The following is a 16,454-nucleotide window of genomic DNA, read 5'->3' as shown; positions in this document are numbered from 1 at the left end:
ATCGTGTGAGAAATCATATGCAGATCCGACGAGACGGATCAACCCTCGAGGCGCGAGCACGGCGGGTGAAGGTCGTACCTTCCCCGGTTTCGTGCCGCTAACGGGCGAAAATCTCACGGCCGCAGCATCGCTCCCGGCCCCACTCCTGACGTTCCACACTTGAAATCGTGTAGGAAATGTTCCTACGATCGGCCCACGCTTCACCGTCGAGCGAGGGACCCGCACCGTTGCGGACCGTCCGCCTCCTCGACCTCTCCCGGACGACGAGGCACCAGGAAGGCGCCCGATGAACCATCTGATCTCCCGCGACGTCGAGTACACCCACGACGGCACCCGCATGATCGGCGCGCTGCGCGCGCCGGCCGGGGCCCGGAACGCGCCCGGCGTGCTGCTCCTGCACGACGCCTTCGGCCTGAGCGACGACATGCTCGCGATCGCCGAACGGCTGGCGGGCCTGGGCTACGCCGTGCTCGCCGCCGACGTGTGGGGCGAGCGGGCCCGGCCGCGCACGCAGGGCGAGATCGGCCCGCTGATCGGCGCCATGGTCGCGGACCGTCGGCGCTGGGCGGCGCGGGTCGCGGCCGCCCACACGGCCGCGGCCGAGCAGCCCGAGATCGACGACGACGCGATCGTCGCGCTCGGGTACTGCTTCGGCGGCTCCTCGGCGCTCGAGCACCTGCGCACGGGCGGTGCCGTCCGCGGCGTCGTGAGCGTGCACCCGGGCCTGGACCTGCTCGACGCCGACGCCGGCTGGGGCGCCTGCGACCCCACCGCCCGCGTGCTGCTGTGCACCGGCGCCGAGGACCCCATGGCCACCGCCGCGCAGCGCGACTCCTTGCAGCGGGCCATGACCGGCGCGGGCCTCGACTGGGAGACCGACCTCTACGGCGACACCCGGCACGCCTTCACCAGCCCGCACGCCCGGTTCTCGCCGACGCCCGAGGCGGTCGCGTACCACCCGCGCAACGCGGAGCGCGCCTGGGACGCCACGACCCGCTTCCTGCGCGAGCTCGCCCGCGACCTGAGCCCCGCCGTCGTCGGCTGACGCCGCGACCCCGAACCACCCCACCAGAGACGAGGACGTCCATGCCAGATCCCCAGCTCGACATCGCCATCGTCGGCGCCGGCCCCGCGGGCCTGGCCGCCGCGCTGCGGCTGCACCAGCGGGGCTTCCGCCCGCGCATCTACGAGACCGTGGCGGAGCTCCGGCCGCTCGGCGTCGGCATCGACGTCAAGGTGTACGGCACCAAGGAGCTCGAGGAGCTCGGCCTGCTCGAGGAGTTCCGGGCCATCTCCGTCGACGCGCGCGACTCGATCTTCTACAACAACCACGGCCAGGAGATCTACGCCGAGCGCTGCGGCGTGCACATGGGCTACCTGCACGAGCAGCGGTTCGTGCACCGCGGCCACCTGCAGATGCTGCTGTACCGCACGGTGCTCGACCGCCTCGGCGCGGACTCCGTGATGCAGGGCGTGCGCACGCTCGGCTACGCGCAGGACGGCGACGGCGTCACGCTCGACGTCGAGCACGCGGACGGCACGCGCGGCCAGGTCCGCGCGGACGTGGTGGTGGCCGCGGACGGTATCAACTCCGTGGTGCGGCGGCAGATGCACCCCGAGAGCGCCGACCCGCACTACTCGGGCATCACCATGTACCGCGGCACCACGCTCATGGAGCCGTACCGCGACGGGCACACCATCCTGCACATCGGCGCCCCGCAGATCGCGACCATGATCGTGTACCCGATCGCCGACGACTTCGAGGGCACGGGCAGGACGCTCGTGAACTGGGTGGTGGAGCGCGAGCGCGACGAGACGGTCGAGGACTGGAACGCCGTCGGCGACGTCGCCGAGATCGTGCCGCTCTTCGACACGGTGAAGCTGCCCTTCCTCGACGTGCAGCAGATGCTGCGCGACGCGCGCGAGGTCTACCTCTTCCCGTTGATCCGGCACGACCCGCTGGAGTCCTGGACCGACGGCCGCGTGGTGCTGGTCGGCGACGCCGCCCACGCCATGTACCCGCGCGGCGGCAACGGCGCCTGCCAGGCGATTGTCGACGGCGCCGTGCTCGCGGAGAAGCTCGCCACGATCGACGAGCCCGCCGCCGCGCTGAAGGCGTTCGAGGCCGAGCGGCTGCCCAAGGTCAACGGCATGGTCATGGCGCACCGAGGCGAGGGGTACGAGGTGATCCGCCGCATGGTCGCCGACCGCACGAACTGCGAGCCGTTCGAGGACATCGAGGCGGTGCTGCCGCTGGCCGAGGCCGACGAGATCTTCAGCAGGTACCACGCGATGGTCGGCCAGCCGCGACCCGGCTTCAAGGCCGGGGAGACCACCGGCTTCCGCACCGAGCACGCGCTGACCGCGGTGCGACAGGGGTGAGGGAGGACAGCATGGGCCACGAGACCCACTGTGGGACCAGTCCGGTGACCACCAGTCCGGTGACCGGTCCGGTCACCGAGGCCGACGCCGCGACCCGCGCCGAGATCCTCGCGCTCGAGGCGCGCCGGCGCGACGCCCTCGTGGCGGGGGACGTCGACGCGTTGGACGCGATGTTCGACGACGCCCTCGTGCACGTGCACGCCCCCGGGCTGGTGCACACGAAGGCGCAGCTGCTGGAGCACGTCGCCACGCGGCGCGCGTACGTCGACGTCGTCCGCGACGACCTCCGGGTGCGTCTCGTCGGCGACGTCGGCGTCGTCACCGGGCGCATCGTCAACCACATGCGCGGACCCGACGGCGCCCCGCGGGTGCTCGCCGGCGTCGTCACGCAGGTCGTCGTGCGCGGCGCCGACGGCGCCTGGCGGTTCGTCAGCTTCCAGATGACGCCCGACGGCGAGCAGGTCTGGGGCGCACTGCCGTCGGAGCAGGCCGCCGCAGGAGACTCCGAGACGAACGAGGGGGACGCACGATGAGGCTCGCACGGTTCCGCGTCACGGACGGCACCGACGGCGGGCGCGGACCCGTTCGCCTGGGGCGGGTGGACGGTGACGTCGCCGCGCCCCGGACGCTCACGATCACCGACGTCTCCGGCGTCGCGGGCGCCTCGCTGCGGGCGATCCTGCCCGACCTCGGCGCGCGGCGGGCGTCGCTCGCCGGGGCGACGGGGGAGACCTACGCCCTGTCCGACGTCGTCCTCGAGGCACCGGTCGACGACCCGCAGAAGTACCTCGGCATCGGCATGAACTACGCCGCGCACGCCGAGGAGGCGCGGCAGGCCGGCATCCCGGTGCCCACCAGCCAGCTGTGGTTCAACAAGCAGGTCTCGTGCATCGTCGGCCCGCACGCCGGCGTCGTGAAGCCCGAGGTCTCGGACGAGCTGGACTACGAGATCGAGCTCGCCGTCGTCATCGGGAAGCGGTGCAGGCACGTCGCCGCCGCCGACGCGCGCTCCGTGATCGCGGGGTACATGGTGGCGAACGACGTGTCGGTGCGCGACTGGCTGCAGAAGCGTTCGCCCACGTTCACGCTGGGCAAGTCGTTCGACACGCACGGCCCGCTCGGCCCGTGGCTGACCACGGACGACGAGGTGCAGGACCCGCTCGACCTGGGGATGCGGCTCACCGTGAACGGGGAGGTGCGCCAGGACTGGCGCACCGACGACATGATCCACGACGTCTACGAGCAGATCGCGTACCTCACCCAGGTGATGACGCTCGAGCCGGGCGACGTCCTGGCCACCGGGACGCCGTCGGGGATCGGCGCGCCGACGGGTCGCTTCCTCAAGGTCGGCGACGTCGTGCGCGCGGAGATCGAGGGCCTCGGGGCACTCGAGAACACCGTCGTCACCGAGCCGGACCAGGCGGCGTGACCGTGGGCCGCCGCACGACCGTCGACGTGCCGGGGTTCGCGCACGCGAACCCGGTGCCGGTGGCGAGCCGGATCGGGCCGTTCCTCGCCACCGGCGTGCTCACCGGGCGGGACCCGGACACGCGGGAGATGCCGGACGGCCTCGACGCGCAGTGTGCGAACGTCTTCCGGCACGTGTGCGCCGTGCTCGCCGCGGCCGGCGGCGGCCCCGGGGACATCCTCAAGCTGACGGTGCATCTCGTCGACCCCGGCGACCGCGAGGCGCTCAACCGGGAATGGACGGCCCTGTTCCCGGACCCGGCGGACCGTCCGGCCCGGCAGGTCGTGGCCGCCACCCTCGGCGGCGGCGCGCTGGTGCACGTCGACCTGCTTGCCGTGCTTGAGGAACCTCGGGGTGGGGGGCGGGTCGGCTGACCGGCATCCGCCTGCGACTTGCTCCCCTGCGACGTCGCGAAGATGACGGTTCGGCGGACGTCGCGGTCTCAGGTACGTCAGCTGTCGGGGGCCGGGCTCAGGCGAGCAGGGCGGCCGTCGCCTCCACCGTGCGCGGCACCCACCACGCCCAGTCGTGGCCTCCGGTCACGACCTGCGACGACACGTCCGCGCCACGGAGCACGAGGGCGCGGGCCAGCTCCTCAGACGCCGCGGCGCCCTCGTACCGGCCGGCCTGGAGGCGCACACGCACCCGCGGTGCGACGCGCGCCAGTGGTTCCACCAACGCACCGGGCGGGTAGCGCCAGAGTGACGGCGACTGCGCGACCGCGGCGCCGACGACGTCGGGGAAGCGCGCCACGGCGAACAGCGCGGACAGCCCGCCGAAGCTCGACCCGGCGACGACTGCGCGGCGCGGATCGACGTCGACCCGGTGACCGCCCACGCCCTCGCGTCGCAGCCGCGGCACCAGGTGCTCGCCCACCCACCGGGCGACCCCGCCGGGCACGCCGAGCACCCGGGCGCGGTCGGGCCCCGAGGCCACCATCACCGCCGCGACGGGCGGCAGCGCCCTTGCGGCGACGGCGTCCGCGAGCACGCGTGCGGTGCCGAGCCGCTCCGCGTGCGCCTCGCCGTCGAGCAGTATCAGAAGCGGCAGCGGCTCCCCGGCGGGGCGCTCGGGCGCCCACCACCAGACGCGCGGCTCGTCGGCTCGGGTCGCCAGGAACGGCGGGACGGCGGAGACATCGCCGAACCCCGCCAGCCAGGGCCGCTCGCCGGCTCCTGGCAGCCAGAGCACCGAGCTCGCCACGCCGCGGCCCGCGCCGTGGCCCCGGGGGTTGAGCGGGTCCGTCCGGCCCGGGGCGCCCGGGTCGCGCAGGCCACGGGCCCACCAGCCGGGATCCTGCCGACCGTCATGGCCGCCGTCGTGCACGAGGAAGCGGTAGCTCGCCTCCCAGTCGTCCGGGACGTCGAACGTGCCCTGCCACCAGCCGTCCGGACGGGGCGCGAGGTCGCAGACCTCCGGGCGCTGCGGCTGCCACCACCCGTTCGCGGCCAGCGCCACGGCCCGCGCCCCGGGCGCATGCAGCCGGAACGTCACGTGAGCCCTCCTGCCCGGGCGCAGCACGGCGTCCGGGCTGCGCCGTTCCCCGAGCGCTGCCGGCGGCTCCGGCGCCCGGAGCACCTCGACCGCGGCGCGCCCGGCGGGCCGGGGGAGCGGGGTCCAGTCGTCCCAGCCCGTCATACCGGCACCACCAGCGGCAGGCCGGAGACCGGGTGGTCGAGCACGCACACCTTCTGCCCGTAGACCTCGGCGACGCGCTCCTCGGTGATCACGGCGCGCGGGTCGCCGTCCGCCACGAGGCGGCCGCGGTGGAACACGGCGACGCGGTCGGCGTACCGGGCGGCGAGCGTGAGGTCGTGCAGCACGACGACGACGCACGCGCCCGCGTCGGCCAGGCGCCGGGACGTGCGCATCACCGCCTCCTGGTGGCGCAGGTCGAGCGCGGCGGTCGGCTCGTCGAGCAGCACCAGCGGCGTCTCCTGCGCGAGCACGCGCGCGAAGACCGTGCGCGCCAGCTCGCCGCCCGACAGCGTGGTGGCGTCGCGGCCCGCCAGGGCTTCGAGGTCGGCGTCGGCGAGGGCGGCGTCGACGACGGACTCGTCCCGGTCCGACGCGCGGTGCGGGATGCGGCCCATCGCGACGATCTCTCGGACGCTGAACGCGAACCGCACGTCGTGCTGCTGCACCATGACCGACCTCTGCCGCGCGAGGTCGGCGGCCTTCCAGTCGTCCGGCGCGCGCCCCGCGACGAGCAGGCGGCCCGACGTCGGCGCCCGGTCCCCGGAGACGAGGCCGAGCATCGTGGACTTGCCCGCGCCGTTGGGACCGACGAGCGCCACGACGCTGCCCGCGTGCAGCTCCAGGGACACGTCGTCGAGCAGGGTGTGCTCGCCGACACGGAACCCCACGCCTTGCGCCTGCACGACCGGGGCCTGGACGGTGGGAGTCACGAGCCCACCCCCGGCCGCTCGCGCAGCACGAGCCACAGGAAGAACGGCGCGCCGAGCGCGGACGTGAACAGGCCGATCGGCACCTCCGACGGCGGCGCGACGGTGCGCGCGGCGGTGTCCGCGAGCACGATGAGCAGGCCGCCCACCAGTGCGGACATCGGGATCAGTGCCCGGTGCGCGGGCCCGAACGCCATCCGCACGATGTGCGGCACGACCAGGCCGACGAACCCGATGATCCCGGCGAACGCCACGGTGACGGCGGTGAGCAGCGCCGTCACGACGACCAGCACCGCCCGCGCACGCGTCACGTCGAGGCCGAGGTGGCGGGCCTGCCGCTCGCCGAGGGTGAGCATGTCGAGCCGCCGGTGCATCCCGACCAGCACGCCGACGCCGGTCACCACGACGACGGCCCCGATCGCGAGCTCCGTCCAGTCCACGGAGGCGAGGGAGCCCATCTGCCAGAAGACGATGTCGCGGAGCTGGTCGTCGTCGGCCATGAAGGTGCAGAACCCGGTGACCGACGCGCACGCGGCCCCGACCGCGATGCCGACCAGCAGCAGCCGGGACGTGCCCGTGCCGCGGTCGGGCCGGGCGAGCGCGTAGATGAGGGCGGTGGCGAGCAGGCCGCCGGCGAACGCCGCGGCGGGTACCACCCAGGTGGAGCCGGCGGCGGGCAGTGCCACGATCGCCAGCACCGCCCCGGCGGACGCGCCGCCGCTCACGCCGATGACTCCCGGGTCGGCCAGCGGGTTGTTGAACAGGCTCTGCAGCGCGGCGCCCGACGCCGCGAGGGCCGCCCCGGCCAGCGCGCCGAACAGCACGCGCGGCATGCGTAGGTCCATGACGACAGTCGTGGCGAGGCGCTCGCCGCCGTCGCCCGCGCCGAAGAGCTCGTGGGCGACGACGGCGAGCACGTCGCGCGGCGCGAGCCCGATCGGGCCGATGCCGATCGAGAGGACGACGGCGACGAGCAGCAGCACGCCGCCACCGGCGAGGCCGGCGACGAGCGGCGCCCGGCGGACGGACCCGGTGCGGAGGTTCACTCCGCCGTCTCGGCGAGCGCCTGCGCGAGGGCGAGTGCACCGGCGCCGGAGGCCGGGCCGCTCACCTTGATCTGGTCGTCCGGCATGACGATCACGCGGTTCGCCTGGCCGGCGGGGGTGTCGAGCAGCGTCGGGAAGGCGGCGGCGAAGCCCTCGAGCCCGCCCCACTCCTCGAGGTCGGCGGTGCCGAGGAGCAGCACGTCGGGCTCGGTGCCCAGCAGGCCCTCGTCGCTGTAGTCGCGCGAGAACCCGCGCAGCTTCGCTTCGACGCCCACGCTGGTCACGCCCAGCGCCTCGGCGACGTCGGCCCCCGCGGTGCCCGTGCCGACGACGGCGTTCGCGCCACCCGCGCCGGACGACGTCACCTGGAGCACGCGCAGGTCGCCGAGCCCGGACGCCGTCTCGGACGCCTCGGCGAGCTGGGCGTCGACGTCGGCGGCGAGCTCCTCGCCCGCCTCGTCGACGCCGAGGTAGGACGCGACGGCGCGGATCTTGTCGCCGGTGCTCTGCTGGTCGTCGACGACGACGGCGTCGACGCCCGCCTTGCGGAACTGCGCGGCGACGTCGCCGTGGCGGGCGGTGTTGTTGCCGATGAACAGCGTGCCGCCCACCGACAGCAGGCCCTCGGTGCCGGTCTCCTGGCTGAACTCGTACTGCTCCGGTGCGTTCAGGGAGATCTCGGACGCGCTGTTGGTGGGTGCCGCGTACACGAGGTCGGCCAGCCCCAGGCCGCCGAGGATCTCCGCGACGTCGTCGCCGCCCACGATGATCTTGCTCGCGTCGGTCACGGTGACCTCCGTGCCCGTGCCGTCCACCACGTCCACGGGCAGCGCGGGCTCGGCGTCGACCGACGGCACGTCCGACCCGGCCGCGAAGGTCCAGCCGTCGGGCAGGTTCTCGGGCTCAGCGGCGTCCGCGGCGTCCGCGGCGACGTCGGCCGAGGCGGCGGGCGCGCCGTCGGAGGTGTCGGCGCCGTCCGGCGAGCAGGCGGCGAGACCGAGCGCGAGGGCGGCGACGGCGAGGGACGGGACGAGGCGGGACCGGGTGCGCACGGAGGCTCCTGGTGGACAGGCCGAGACGAACCCGGCAGCGACTAAGGCAAGGCAACCCTAATCAGTTGCTCGATGGTCGCGTAAGCCTCAGGCGAGTGGGGTGGTTCACACTCCGGCGTCATCTCCCGGGTCGTGCCGTGCTCGCGTGCGGGCGCCACGGCCTGCTTCGGAATGGGTGAGCGGCGGCTGATCCAGGCGAGGGCGTCGTCGGCGACAGCGTCCAGGTCGCGGCCACCGTGATCCGTGCATGTCGGTGGGAGTGCTCAGGGCTGGTGCGGCGCGGGCCCGGAGGAGCCGCGGAGCACCAGCTGGGTGGGCAGCCGGATCTGCTCGGGCTGCGTCGAGACCCCGGCGAACTGGTCGATGAGCAGCTCGACCGCGAGCCGGCCGGCGTGCGAGCCGGGGCCGCCCAGGGTCGTGAGGGAGGGGTGCATGTACTCGGCGGCGAAGATGTCGTCGAAGCCGATCACGCTCACGTCGTCGGGAACGCGGACGCCGCGCTGAGCGAGCCGGCGCACGACGCCGATCGCGAGCAGGTCGTTGTGGGCGACGAAGGCGGTCGCGTCGGTCCGCAGGGCGCCGTCGGCGGCGGCGCCGCCGTTGGCGACGTTCGGGGTGTAGGGGCCGACGCGGTGCGCGGTCAGGCCGTGCTCCTCGGCGCCGGCGCTGAGGGCCGCCCACCGGGCAGCGCCCATCCAGGACCCGGGCGGTCCGGCGCAGTAGGTGAAGCTCTGGTGCCCCAGAGAGGCCAGGTGCTGGAGCATCTGCCGGCACCCCGACGTGGTGTCGAGCGCGACGCTCGCCATCCCCGCGACCTCCCGGTTCAGCAGGACGACGCGCTGGCGCGCGGCCAGCTCGATGAGCTGCTCGTCGCGGAGCCGGCTCGACGCGAGCACGAACCCGTCGACCGTGGGCGCGAGGTCGCGCACCTGGCTCTCCTCGATCCGCTCCGACTCCTCGGCGTTGACGATGACGAGGGTCGCGTCGGCCGCCTTGACGCGCTGCTCGGCCCCGCGGATGAGCTCGAAGAAGTGGGGGTTGGTGATGTCCGACAGCACCATCGCGACGGTGCGGTGGCGTCCGCCGGGGAGCGCGCGGCTCTGCGGGTGGTGCTCGTAGCCAAGCTCGGCCGCCGCGGCCAGGACCCGCTCGCGGGTGGACGTGTGGACCCGTCCGGGCTTGTTGAAGGCGCGGGAGACGGTCGAGGCGGCGACGCCGGCCGCCTCCGCGACGTCGTAGATGGTCGGTCCCACTCTCGTATGGAGCCACCTTGTGGCAACTTTGGCAACTGCTTGTCGGAGTTGTCGGGCGGTTCCTAGGGTTGCCGACAGGACAGCAGCCGCACGACGACGTGCGGACGGTGCCCGTCACCCGAGGACGTGTGGCGCGGCCGACCGGGAGGAGCACGTCACGGTGGACGTGAGCGGCGCATGAGGCGCGTGGTCCGGATCCTGACCGCCCTGGAGCTGGGGATCGCCTGTCTCGCGGTGGCGACGATCTTCGTGCTCGTCCTGTACCAGGCGGTGCAACGGTTCCTGCCCGTGCCGAACGTCCTGTGGACCGGCGAGCTGTCGGAGTTCGCGCTGATCTGGCTGACGTTCGGGGCCGCGGGGGTGCTGGTGACGCGGGACGGGCACATTGCCCTCCAGCAGGTCGACAGGCTGCCGAGCCCGGCGCTGGTGCGCTCCGCGCAGGTGCTCGCCATGCTGCTGGTCGCCGCGATCGCCGCGGCGTTCGCCTGGGCCTGCTGGGACCTGGTGTCCTCCGCCGGGGCGCTCACCTCGCCGGCCCTGGGCCTCCCGATGTCGTGGGTGTACGCGATCACGCTCCTCGGGCTGGTGAGCACGACGGTCCGGGCGCTCGCGCGGGCTGTGGGCATCGCGCGCGGGCGGATCCCCCTCGCGGCCGAGGGGCCCGGGGACGTGCCGCCCGCGACGGGGGAGGTGCAGGCATGACCGTCCTGCTCCTGCTGGTGGCGATCCTCCTCCTGCTGGTCCTGCGCGTGCCGGTCGCCTTCGCCTTCCTCGGGCCGGGGCTGGCGTACCTCCTGATCGACGGCCAGTCGCTCGGCCTGCCCATGCGGCTGGTGGCGAACGCGACGGGGAACTTCGTGCTCCTCGCGGTGCCGCTGTTCGTGCTGCTGGGGGTCGTCGCGAACCACGCCGGCATCGCGGACCGGCTGTTCGACTTCGCGCTCGCCCTGCTCGGCAAGGTCCGCGGTGGGCTGGGTTACGTCAGCGTGGGCGTGAGCCTCGGCTTCTCGTGGATGAGCGGCTCGGCGGTGGCGGACGCCGCGGCGCTGAGCAAGGTGGAGGTGCCGCCCATGCTCCGGCGCGGGTACTCCCGCCGGTTCGCGATCGGCGTGGTGGGCGCCGCCGCCCTCATCGCGCCGGTCATGCCGCCCAGCATCCCGGCCGTGATCTTCGCGGGGCAGGCGCAGGTGTCCACGGGCGCGCTCTTCGCGGCGTCGGTGGTGCCGGCGCTGCTCATGGCGGCAGGCCTGTGCGTGGTCGTGTTCGTGCTGGTGCGACGCGCCCGCGGCATCGAGCACGTGGGGTTCTCCCGGGCCCGGCTCGCGCGGGCCGGCAAGCGGGTGGTGCTGCCGATCCTCGCCCCGGTGATCATCCTCGGGGGCATCCTCGGCGGGTTCTTCACCCCCACGGAGGCGGCCGCCGTCGGGGCGGCGTACATGCTGCTGCTGGGTTTCGGGTACGGCACGCTCAAGGTGCGGGACCTGCCGAGGATCCTCGTCGAGACCGCACTCACGACCGCCGCGATCATGCTGATCGTCGCGTCCGCGGCCCTGCTCGGGTACGTCCTCGCGAGGGAGCGGGTGCCCCAGGCCCTGGCCGAGCTGGTGCTGGGCCTCACGCAGGACGGCACGGTGTTCCTGCTCCTGGTGATGCTCCTGATGCTGCTGCTGGGCACCGTGGTGGACGCGACCGCCACGCTCGTGCTCGTGGTCCCGATCCTCCTGCCCATCGCCGTGCAGGTCGGGGTGGATCCCATCGTGCTCGGCGTCGTGATGATCCTCTCGCTGATGATCGGGCTGCTCACGCCCCCGGTGGGCACCGTGCTGTACGTGCTCAGCTCCACGCAGAAGGTCCCCGTCAGCGAGGTGTTCCGTGGAGCGCTGCCGTTCACCGTCCCGCTGGTGCTCTGCTGCCTTGCGGTGATCTTCGTCCCGGGCATCGCGACCTGGCTGCCCGCACAGCTGGGGCTGTGACCAGCCCCGTCCGACCTGCCGAGCCCTCGGCAGCGACCGAAAGGACCGCACCATGAACCGCACCGAACGCGCGGCCGCGGCCGTCGCCGTCGTCGTCCTGCCGTGGGGAGCGCTCACCGCGTGCAGCGACGGCGGCGGGGGAGGAACGACCGGGGGCGAGGACGTCACCCTCACGCTCGCCCACAGCTACACCGAGGACCAGCCGCAGCACGCGTGCGGGGCCCAGGTCATCAAGGAGGAGGCCGAGGCGGCCGGGGTGGGTCTCACCATCGAGATCTACCCCGACAGCCAGCTGGGTGGCGACGCCGACCGCATCGCCTCCGTGCAGGCGGGCGACGTGGACATCGACATCCAGGGGGCGTCCGCCCTGGCCGCGGTGTACGAGCCGGCGGGGGTGGTCGACGCGGCGTTCGGCTTCGACGACGCCGCGCACCTGAACCAGTTCTTCACCGACGGCTCCGCCGACCAGCTGGTCCAGGACTTCAAGGACGCCTCCGGCGGGGTGTCGATCCTCGGCGCCTGGTCGGCCGGCGCGCGGCAGTTCACGGCGAACACGGCGATCCGTGAGCCGTCCGACCTCGAAGGCTTGCGGATGCGGTTCCCCGGGTCCGGGCAGTACCTGCTGAACGCGCAGGCGCTGGGCGCCGAGGCCACGGACGTCGCGTACGAGGAGCTCTACCTGGCGCTGCAGCAGGGCGTCGTCGACGGCCAGGAGAACCCGCTCACCAACATCGACGCCACGAACCTCGTGGAGGTCCAGGACGTGCTGAGCATGTCCAGCCACCAGCAGAACTCCAACCTGATCGTCGCCGCCCCGTCCTACGACGACCTGAGCGACGAGCAGCGCGCCGCCCTGGACGACGCGGTGGCGTCGGCCGTGGAGCAGATGCCGGGCTGCGTCGAGGAGGCGGAGCAGAAGATCCTCGAGGGCTGGGAGGCGGACGGCGCCATCGAGATCGTCGACGACGTCGACAGGGACGCGTTCGCGCAGCAGACCGACGCCTGGTTCCGCGAGAACCTCGAGGGCGACTCGCTGGCCGTCTACGAGGCCATGCGGGACTCGGCGCCGTGACCGGTGCCGGCGTCGTGCCGACCTTCCGTGGCGACGTCCCCGCCGCCGAGCTGGGGTGGACGCTGACGCACGAGCACGTCTTCGTGCGGGCGCCCGAGCTCGACGCCGAGTACCCGGACCCGGAGTGGGACGCCGACGCCGCGGTGCGGACGGCCGTGCGCGGCCTGGAGGACCTGTACGAGCTCGGCGTCCGCACGCTGGTCGACCTCACGGTGCCGGGGCTCGGGCGCGACGTCGCCCTCGTGCGCCGGGTGGCCGCGCGTGTCCCGGTCCACCTTGTCGCCGCGACCGGCTGGTACACCGACGACGTCCTGCCCCAGGCCCTGCGGACACGCGGGCCGGGCCGGCCGGTGGGCGGCGCCGACCCGCTGCTCGAGATGTTCCGCCGCGACGTCACGGAGGGGATCGCGGGCACGGGCGTGCGCGCGGGGGTGGTCAAGGTGGCCTCGGGCGCGGCGGGCTTCACCGACGACGTGGCCCGCGTGTGGGCGGCCGCGGCGGCCGTCCACGCCGAGACCGGCGTCCCGGTCGTCACGCACAGCGAACCGGCGGTCCGCGGGGGCCTCGACCAGGCCCGCCTCCTGGCGGACCGGGGGGTGGATCCCGCCCGCACCGTCGTGGGCCACAGCGGCGACAGCACGGACCTGGACTACCTGCTGGCCCTGCTCGACACCGGCGTGACGTTGGGGTTCGACCGGTTCGGGATGCCGCACACCGGCGACGACGAGGCGCGGTTCGACATCCTGCTGGAGCTGCTGCGCCGGGGGTATGCCGCCCAGCTGGTGCTGTCGCAGGACAGCGCGTTCTACAGCCGGACGACGCCCCCCTCGTGGCGGCGGGAGCACGCGCCGACGTGGACCCACGACACCGTGGCGCGGAAGGTGGTGCCCCGGCTGGCCCGCGCGGGGGTGGCCCCCAGGGACGTCGAGACCATGACGGTCCACAACGCCCGGCGGATCCTGGCCCGCGACGGGGGCGCGACCGGATGAGCGCCTCGTTCCTGGTCGCGCTGCTCGGCGACGGCATCGGGCCGTCGCTGTCTCCCGCCCTGCACATGGAGGAGGCGCGCCGCCTCGGCCTGCGCTACGACTACCGGATCGTCGACCTGGCGGGCCGGGCCGACGTCGACCTCGCGGACGAGCTGCGGCGGCTCGAGGAGGCCGGCTTCGACGCGGCCAACGTCACGCACCCGTACAAGCAGGCGGTCGTCGAGCACGCGACCCGCCTGAGCCCCACCGTCCGCCGCCTGGGCTCGGCCAACCTGGTGCTCCTCGGCCAGGACGGGCGCACGGCGCACAACACCGACTGCTCCGGGTTCCGGACGGCGCTCGGGCGGTTCCTCGCCGACGGGCGGCCCGGCCGCGTCGCCGGGCGCACGGTGCTGCAGGTGGGCGCCGGCGGCGCCGGCCTGGCGACGGCCGCCGCCCTGGTCGACATGGGCGTCGACCGCATCGTGGTGCACGACGTCGACCCGAGCGCCACGCGGGCGCTGCTCGGACGGTTCGGCGGCACCTCCGGTCCGGCCCATGGCCGCCTGCTCGACGGCGGAGGCTCCCTGCACGGCTGGCTGCCCCGGGCCGACGGGGTGGTGCACGTGACGCCGGTCGGGATGGCCGCGCACCCGGGCGTCGCGTTCGACGTCGACCTGCTCCGCCCGGACGCGTGGGTGGCCGAGGTGGTCTACCGGCCGCTGGAGACGGAGCTGGTCCGGCGAGCCAGGGCCCGCGGCCTGGCGACCCTCGACGGAGGCGCGATGGCCGTGGCGCAGGCCGCCGACAGCCTGCGCCTCATCACGGGCCGCGACCCCGACGAGCCGCGCATGCGCGCCCACTTCGCACGCCTCGTCGCCACCTGAACCGCACCACTCGACCACCCCGGAACGGAGCCGGCATGCGTACGTCGATCGCCACGGTCTGTCTCAGCGGCAGCCTCGAGGACAAGCTCTACGCCTGCGCCGACGCGGGCTTCGACGGGGTGGAGATCTTCGAGCCGGACCTGGTCGTCAGCGACCGCAGCCCCGAGGAGGTCCGGGCACTCGCCGACCGCCTGGGGCTGACGCTCTTCATGTACCAGCCGTTCCGCGACTTCGAGGGCGTGAGCGAGGGGCAGCTGGAGGACAACCTGCGCCGGGCGCGCGAGCGCTTCACGACCATGCAGCGGCTCGGCGTCGACCTGATGCTGGTCTGCAGCAACGTCGCCACCGCCACGGTGGACTCCGACCGGGTGTCCGCCGAGCAGCTGCGCCGCCTGGGCGACCTGGCCGCGCGGCACGGGGCCCGGGTCGCGTTCGAGGCGCTCGCCTGGGGTCGGTACGTCGACGACTACCGGCGCTCCTGGCGGATCGTGGAGCAGACCGACCACGAGGCGGTCGGGGTGTGCCTGGACAGCTTCCACATCCTCGCCCGCGGGCACGACCCGGCCGACATCGAGAAGATCCCCGGGGAGAAGATCTTCTTCGTCCAGCTCGCGGACGCCCCGCCGCTGACGATGGACGTGCTCTCGTGGAGCCGCCACCACCGGCTGTTCCCGGGGGAGGGCGCCTGGGACCTCGGGCGGTTCGTCGCGCACGTGGCACGCGCCGGCTACGCCGGCCCGCTGTCTCTGGAGGTGTTCAACGACGTCTTCCGCCAGACCGACACCCGGCGGACCGCGGCGCACGCGCTGCGGTCGCTGGTCTGGCTGGAGGACCGCGCCGCGCGCCTGGCCGGCAGCCCGGGCACGCTGCGCCGCATCCCCGACGCCGAGGTCCCCACGGGCTACGACTACGTGGAGGTCAAGGCCGAGGACACCGGCGAGGTCGAGCGGATGCTCGAGGCGCTGGGCATGACCTTCCGCGGCCAGCACCGCACCAAGCCGGTGCGGCTGTGGTCGGCGGGGGACGCCAGGATCGTGCTCAACGAGCAGCACGCCCGCGACGAGCGCCCGCGGCTCGCCGGGATCGGGTTCGGCGTCCCGGACGCGACCGTGGTGCGCGACCGCGCCCGGGCGCTCGCGGTGCGACCTGCGGCGCGCCGCACGCAGTCCGGCGAGCTGGAGATGCCGGGCTTCGTGACGCCGAGCGGGATCGAGGTGTTCCTCAACGACCACGACGACGGGAACGAACCGGCCTGGGTGGCGGAGTTCGAGCACGGGCACCCCGCGGGGCCGAGCCAGATCCGCGGGATCGACCACGTCAACGTCTCCCACAGTCGTGAGGCCCACGACGAGGCGGTGCTCTTCTGCATCAGCGTGCTGGGGCTCCAGTCGCCGCCCGTGACGGAGGCGGCCGGCCCGCACGGGCTGGTCCGCAGCCAGGTGATGCGCACGCCCGACGGCGGGGTGCGCCTCTCCCTGAACGTCTCGCCGGCCGGCGTGTCGCACCCCGACCACGTCGCGCTCGAGTGCGACGACGTCGTGGCGGTGGCGCGTCGGGCACGCGCGAACGGGCTGTCCCCGGTGCTCGTCCCGGACAACTACTACGACGACCTGAGGGCCCGGTTCGGGCTCGACGACGCGACCCTCGCCACGCTCCGCGAGCACCAGCTCCTCTTCGACAGGTCCGCCGACGGCGAGCTCTGGCACTTCTACACGCAGCGCGTCGGGAGCCTCTGCCTCGAGCTCGTGCAACGCGTGCGGGACTACGACGCCTACGCCACCGACAACACCCCGGTGCTGCTCGCGGCGCAGGACAGGGCGGACCGCGCCGGGACGGGCCGCGAGGACGGCGGCGCGCACTGAGCCCGTCGGCGAGCCCTCGGCCACGACGCCGTGGTGCGACGGGCCCGTCGAGACCGTCACCGAGCACGCGGCGACGATCCTGACGG

At 74.0% G+C, this 16,454-nt stretch carries 16 protein-coding genes; 11 read left to right on the top strand and 5 right to left on the bottom strand.

Going from position 1 to position 16,454, the window contains the following annotated elements; genetic code table 11:
• Positions 1 to 286: 286 nt before the first annotated feature.
• Genes ABZ493_RS08890 through ABZ493_RS08870 form a run of 5 tightly spaced genes read left to right on the top strand, consistent with a single transcriptional unit; the run spans position 287 to position 4,224 of the window.
• Entirely contained in the window at positions 287 to 1,045 is a 759-nt protein-coding gene (locus ABZ493_RS08890; RefSeq protein ID WP_430581805.1) for a dienelactone hydrolase family protein, read from the top strand.
• Between the two features lie 41 nt (positions 1,046 to 1,086).
• Entirely contained in the window at positions 1,087 to 2,382 is a 1,296-nt protein-coding gene (locus ABZ493_RS08885; RefSeq protein WP_430581804.1) for an FAD-dependent monooxygenase, read from the top strand.
• Positions 2,383 to 2,426: 44 nt separating this feature from the next.
• The gene (locus tag ABZ493_RS08880; protein ID WP_430581803.1) at positions 2,427 to 2,915 is read left to right on the top strand and encodes a nuclear transport factor 2 family protein; all 489 of its coding nucleotides are present in this window, start codon (positions 2,427 to 2,429) and stop codon (positions 2,913 to 2,915) included.
• The gene (locus tag ABZ493_RS08875; RefSeq protein WP_430581802.1) at positions 2,912 to 3,811 is read left to right on the top strand and encodes a fumarylacetoacetate hydrolase family protein; all 900 of its coding nucleotides are present in this window, start codon (positions 2,912 to 2,914) and stop codon (positions 3,809 to 3,811) included. Before ABZ493_RS08880 ends, ABZ493_RS08875 begins: the two co-directional genes overlap by 4 nt.
• A complete protein-coding gene (locus tag ABZ493_RS08870) occupies positions 3,808 to 4,224 on the top strand; it encodes a RidA family protein (protein WP_430581801.1) in 417 nt (138 codons plus the stop codon). Before ABZ493_RS08875 ends, ABZ493_RS08870 begins: the two co-directional genes overlap by 4 nt.
• Before the next feature lie 97 nt (positions 4,225 to 4,321).
• Here the strand turns inward: ABZ493_RS08870 and ABZ493_RS08865 are convergent, their stop codons facing one another.
• From ABZ493_RS08865 to ABZ493_RS08845, 5 genes are all read right to left on the bottom strand, one after another.
• Positions 4,322 to 5,488: an alpha/beta hydrolase-fold protein gene (locus ABZ493_RS08865; RefSeq protein WP_430581800.1), complete on the bottom strand. Its 1,167-nt coding sequence runs from the start codon at positions 5,486 to 5,488 to the stop codon at positions 4,322 to 4,324.
• A complete protein-coding gene (locus ABZ493_RS08860; RefSeq protein WP_430581799.1) occupies positions 5,485 to 6,258 on the bottom strand; it encodes a heme ABC transporter ATP-binding protein in 774 nt (257 codons plus the stop codon). Before ABZ493_RS08860 ends, ABZ493_RS08865 begins: the two co-directional genes overlap by 4 nt.
• Entirely contained in the window at positions 6,255 to 7,301 is a 1,047-nt protein-coding gene (locus tag ABZ493_RS08855; protein ID WP_430581798.1) for an iron ABC transporter permease, read from the bottom strand. Before ABZ493_RS08855 ends, ABZ493_RS08860 begins: the two co-directional genes overlap by 4 nt.
• A complete protein-coding gene (locus ABZ493_RS08850; protein WP_430581797.1) occupies positions 7,298 to 8,353 on the bottom strand; it encodes an ABC transporter substrate-binding protein in 1,056 nt (351 codons plus the stop codon). Before ABZ493_RS08850 ends, ABZ493_RS08855 begins: the two co-directional genes overlap by 4 nt.
• 263 nt (positions 8,354 to 8,616) lie before the next feature.
• Positions 8,617 to 9,606 carry a LacI family DNA-binding transcriptional regulator gene (locus tag ABZ493_RS08845; protein ID WP_430581796.1) on the bottom strand — a complete coding sequence of 330 codons (990 nt, stop codon included), beginning with the start codon at positions 9,604 to 9,606 and terminating at the stop codon, positions 8,617 to 8,619.
• A 177-nt stretch (positions 9,607 to 9,783) separates the two neighbouring features.
• Between ABZ493_RS08845 and ABZ493_RS08840 the strand changes: the two genes are divergently transcribed.
• The 6 genes from ABZ493_RS08840 to ABZ493_RS08815 are packed head-to-tail and all read left to right on the top strand — an operon-like array spanning position 9,784 to position 16,368.
• Positions 9,784 to 10,308: a TRAP transporter small permease subunit gene (locus tag ABZ493_RS08840; RefSeq protein WP_430581795.1), complete on the top strand. Its 525-nt coding sequence runs from the start codon at positions 9,784 to 9,786 to the stop codon at positions 10,306 to 10,308.
• Positions 10,305 to 11,579 carry a TRAP transporter large permease gene (locus ABZ493_RS08835; protein ID WP_430581794.1) on the top strand — a complete coding sequence of 425 codons (1,275 nt, stop codon included), beginning with the start codon at positions 10,305 to 10,307 and terminating at the stop codon, positions 11,577 to 11,579. Before ABZ493_RS08840 ends, ABZ493_RS08835 begins: the two co-directional genes overlap by 4 nt.
• A 52-nt stretch (positions 11,580 to 11,631) precedes the next feature.
• The gene (locus tag ABZ493_RS08830) at positions 11,632 to 12,651 is read left to right on the top strand and encodes a DctP family TRAP transporter solute-binding subunit (protein WP_430581793.1); all 1,020 of its coding nucleotides are present in this window, start codon (positions 11,632 to 11,634) and stop codon (positions 12,649 to 12,651) included.
• Positions 12,648 to 13,640 (top strand): phosphotriesterase-related protein, encoded by a 993-nt coding sequence (locus tag ABZ493_RS08825; protein ID WP_430581792.1) that lies wholly within the window; start codon positions 12,648 to 12,650, stop codon positions 13,638 to 13,640. Before ABZ493_RS08830 ends, ABZ493_RS08825 begins: the two co-directional genes overlap by 4 nt.
• Positions 13,637 to 14,506: a shikimate dehydrogenase gene (locus tag ABZ493_RS08820; RefSeq protein WP_430581791.1), complete on the top strand. Its 870-nt coding sequence runs from the start codon at positions 13,637 to 13,639 to the stop codon at positions 14,504 to 14,506. The genes ABZ493_RS08825 and ABZ493_RS08820 overlap by 4 nt, the downstream gene beginning before the upstream one ends.
• Before the next feature lie 35 nt (positions 14,507 to 14,541).
• Positions 14,542 to 16,368, top strand: coding sequence for a TIM barrel protein (locus tag ABZ493_RS08815; protein WP_430581790.1), 1,827 nt, complete (start codon positions 14,542 to 14,544; stop codon positions 16,366 to 16,368).
• Positions 16,369 to 16,454: the final 86 nt, after the last annotated feature.

The organism is Isoptericola sp. NPDC019482 (genome assembly GCF_040632295.1).
Lineage (GTDB): Bacteria > Actinomycetota > Actinomycetes > Actinomycetales > Cellulomonadaceae > Isoptericola.
This window is presented reverse-complemented; position numbering and strand designations above follow the sequence as displayed.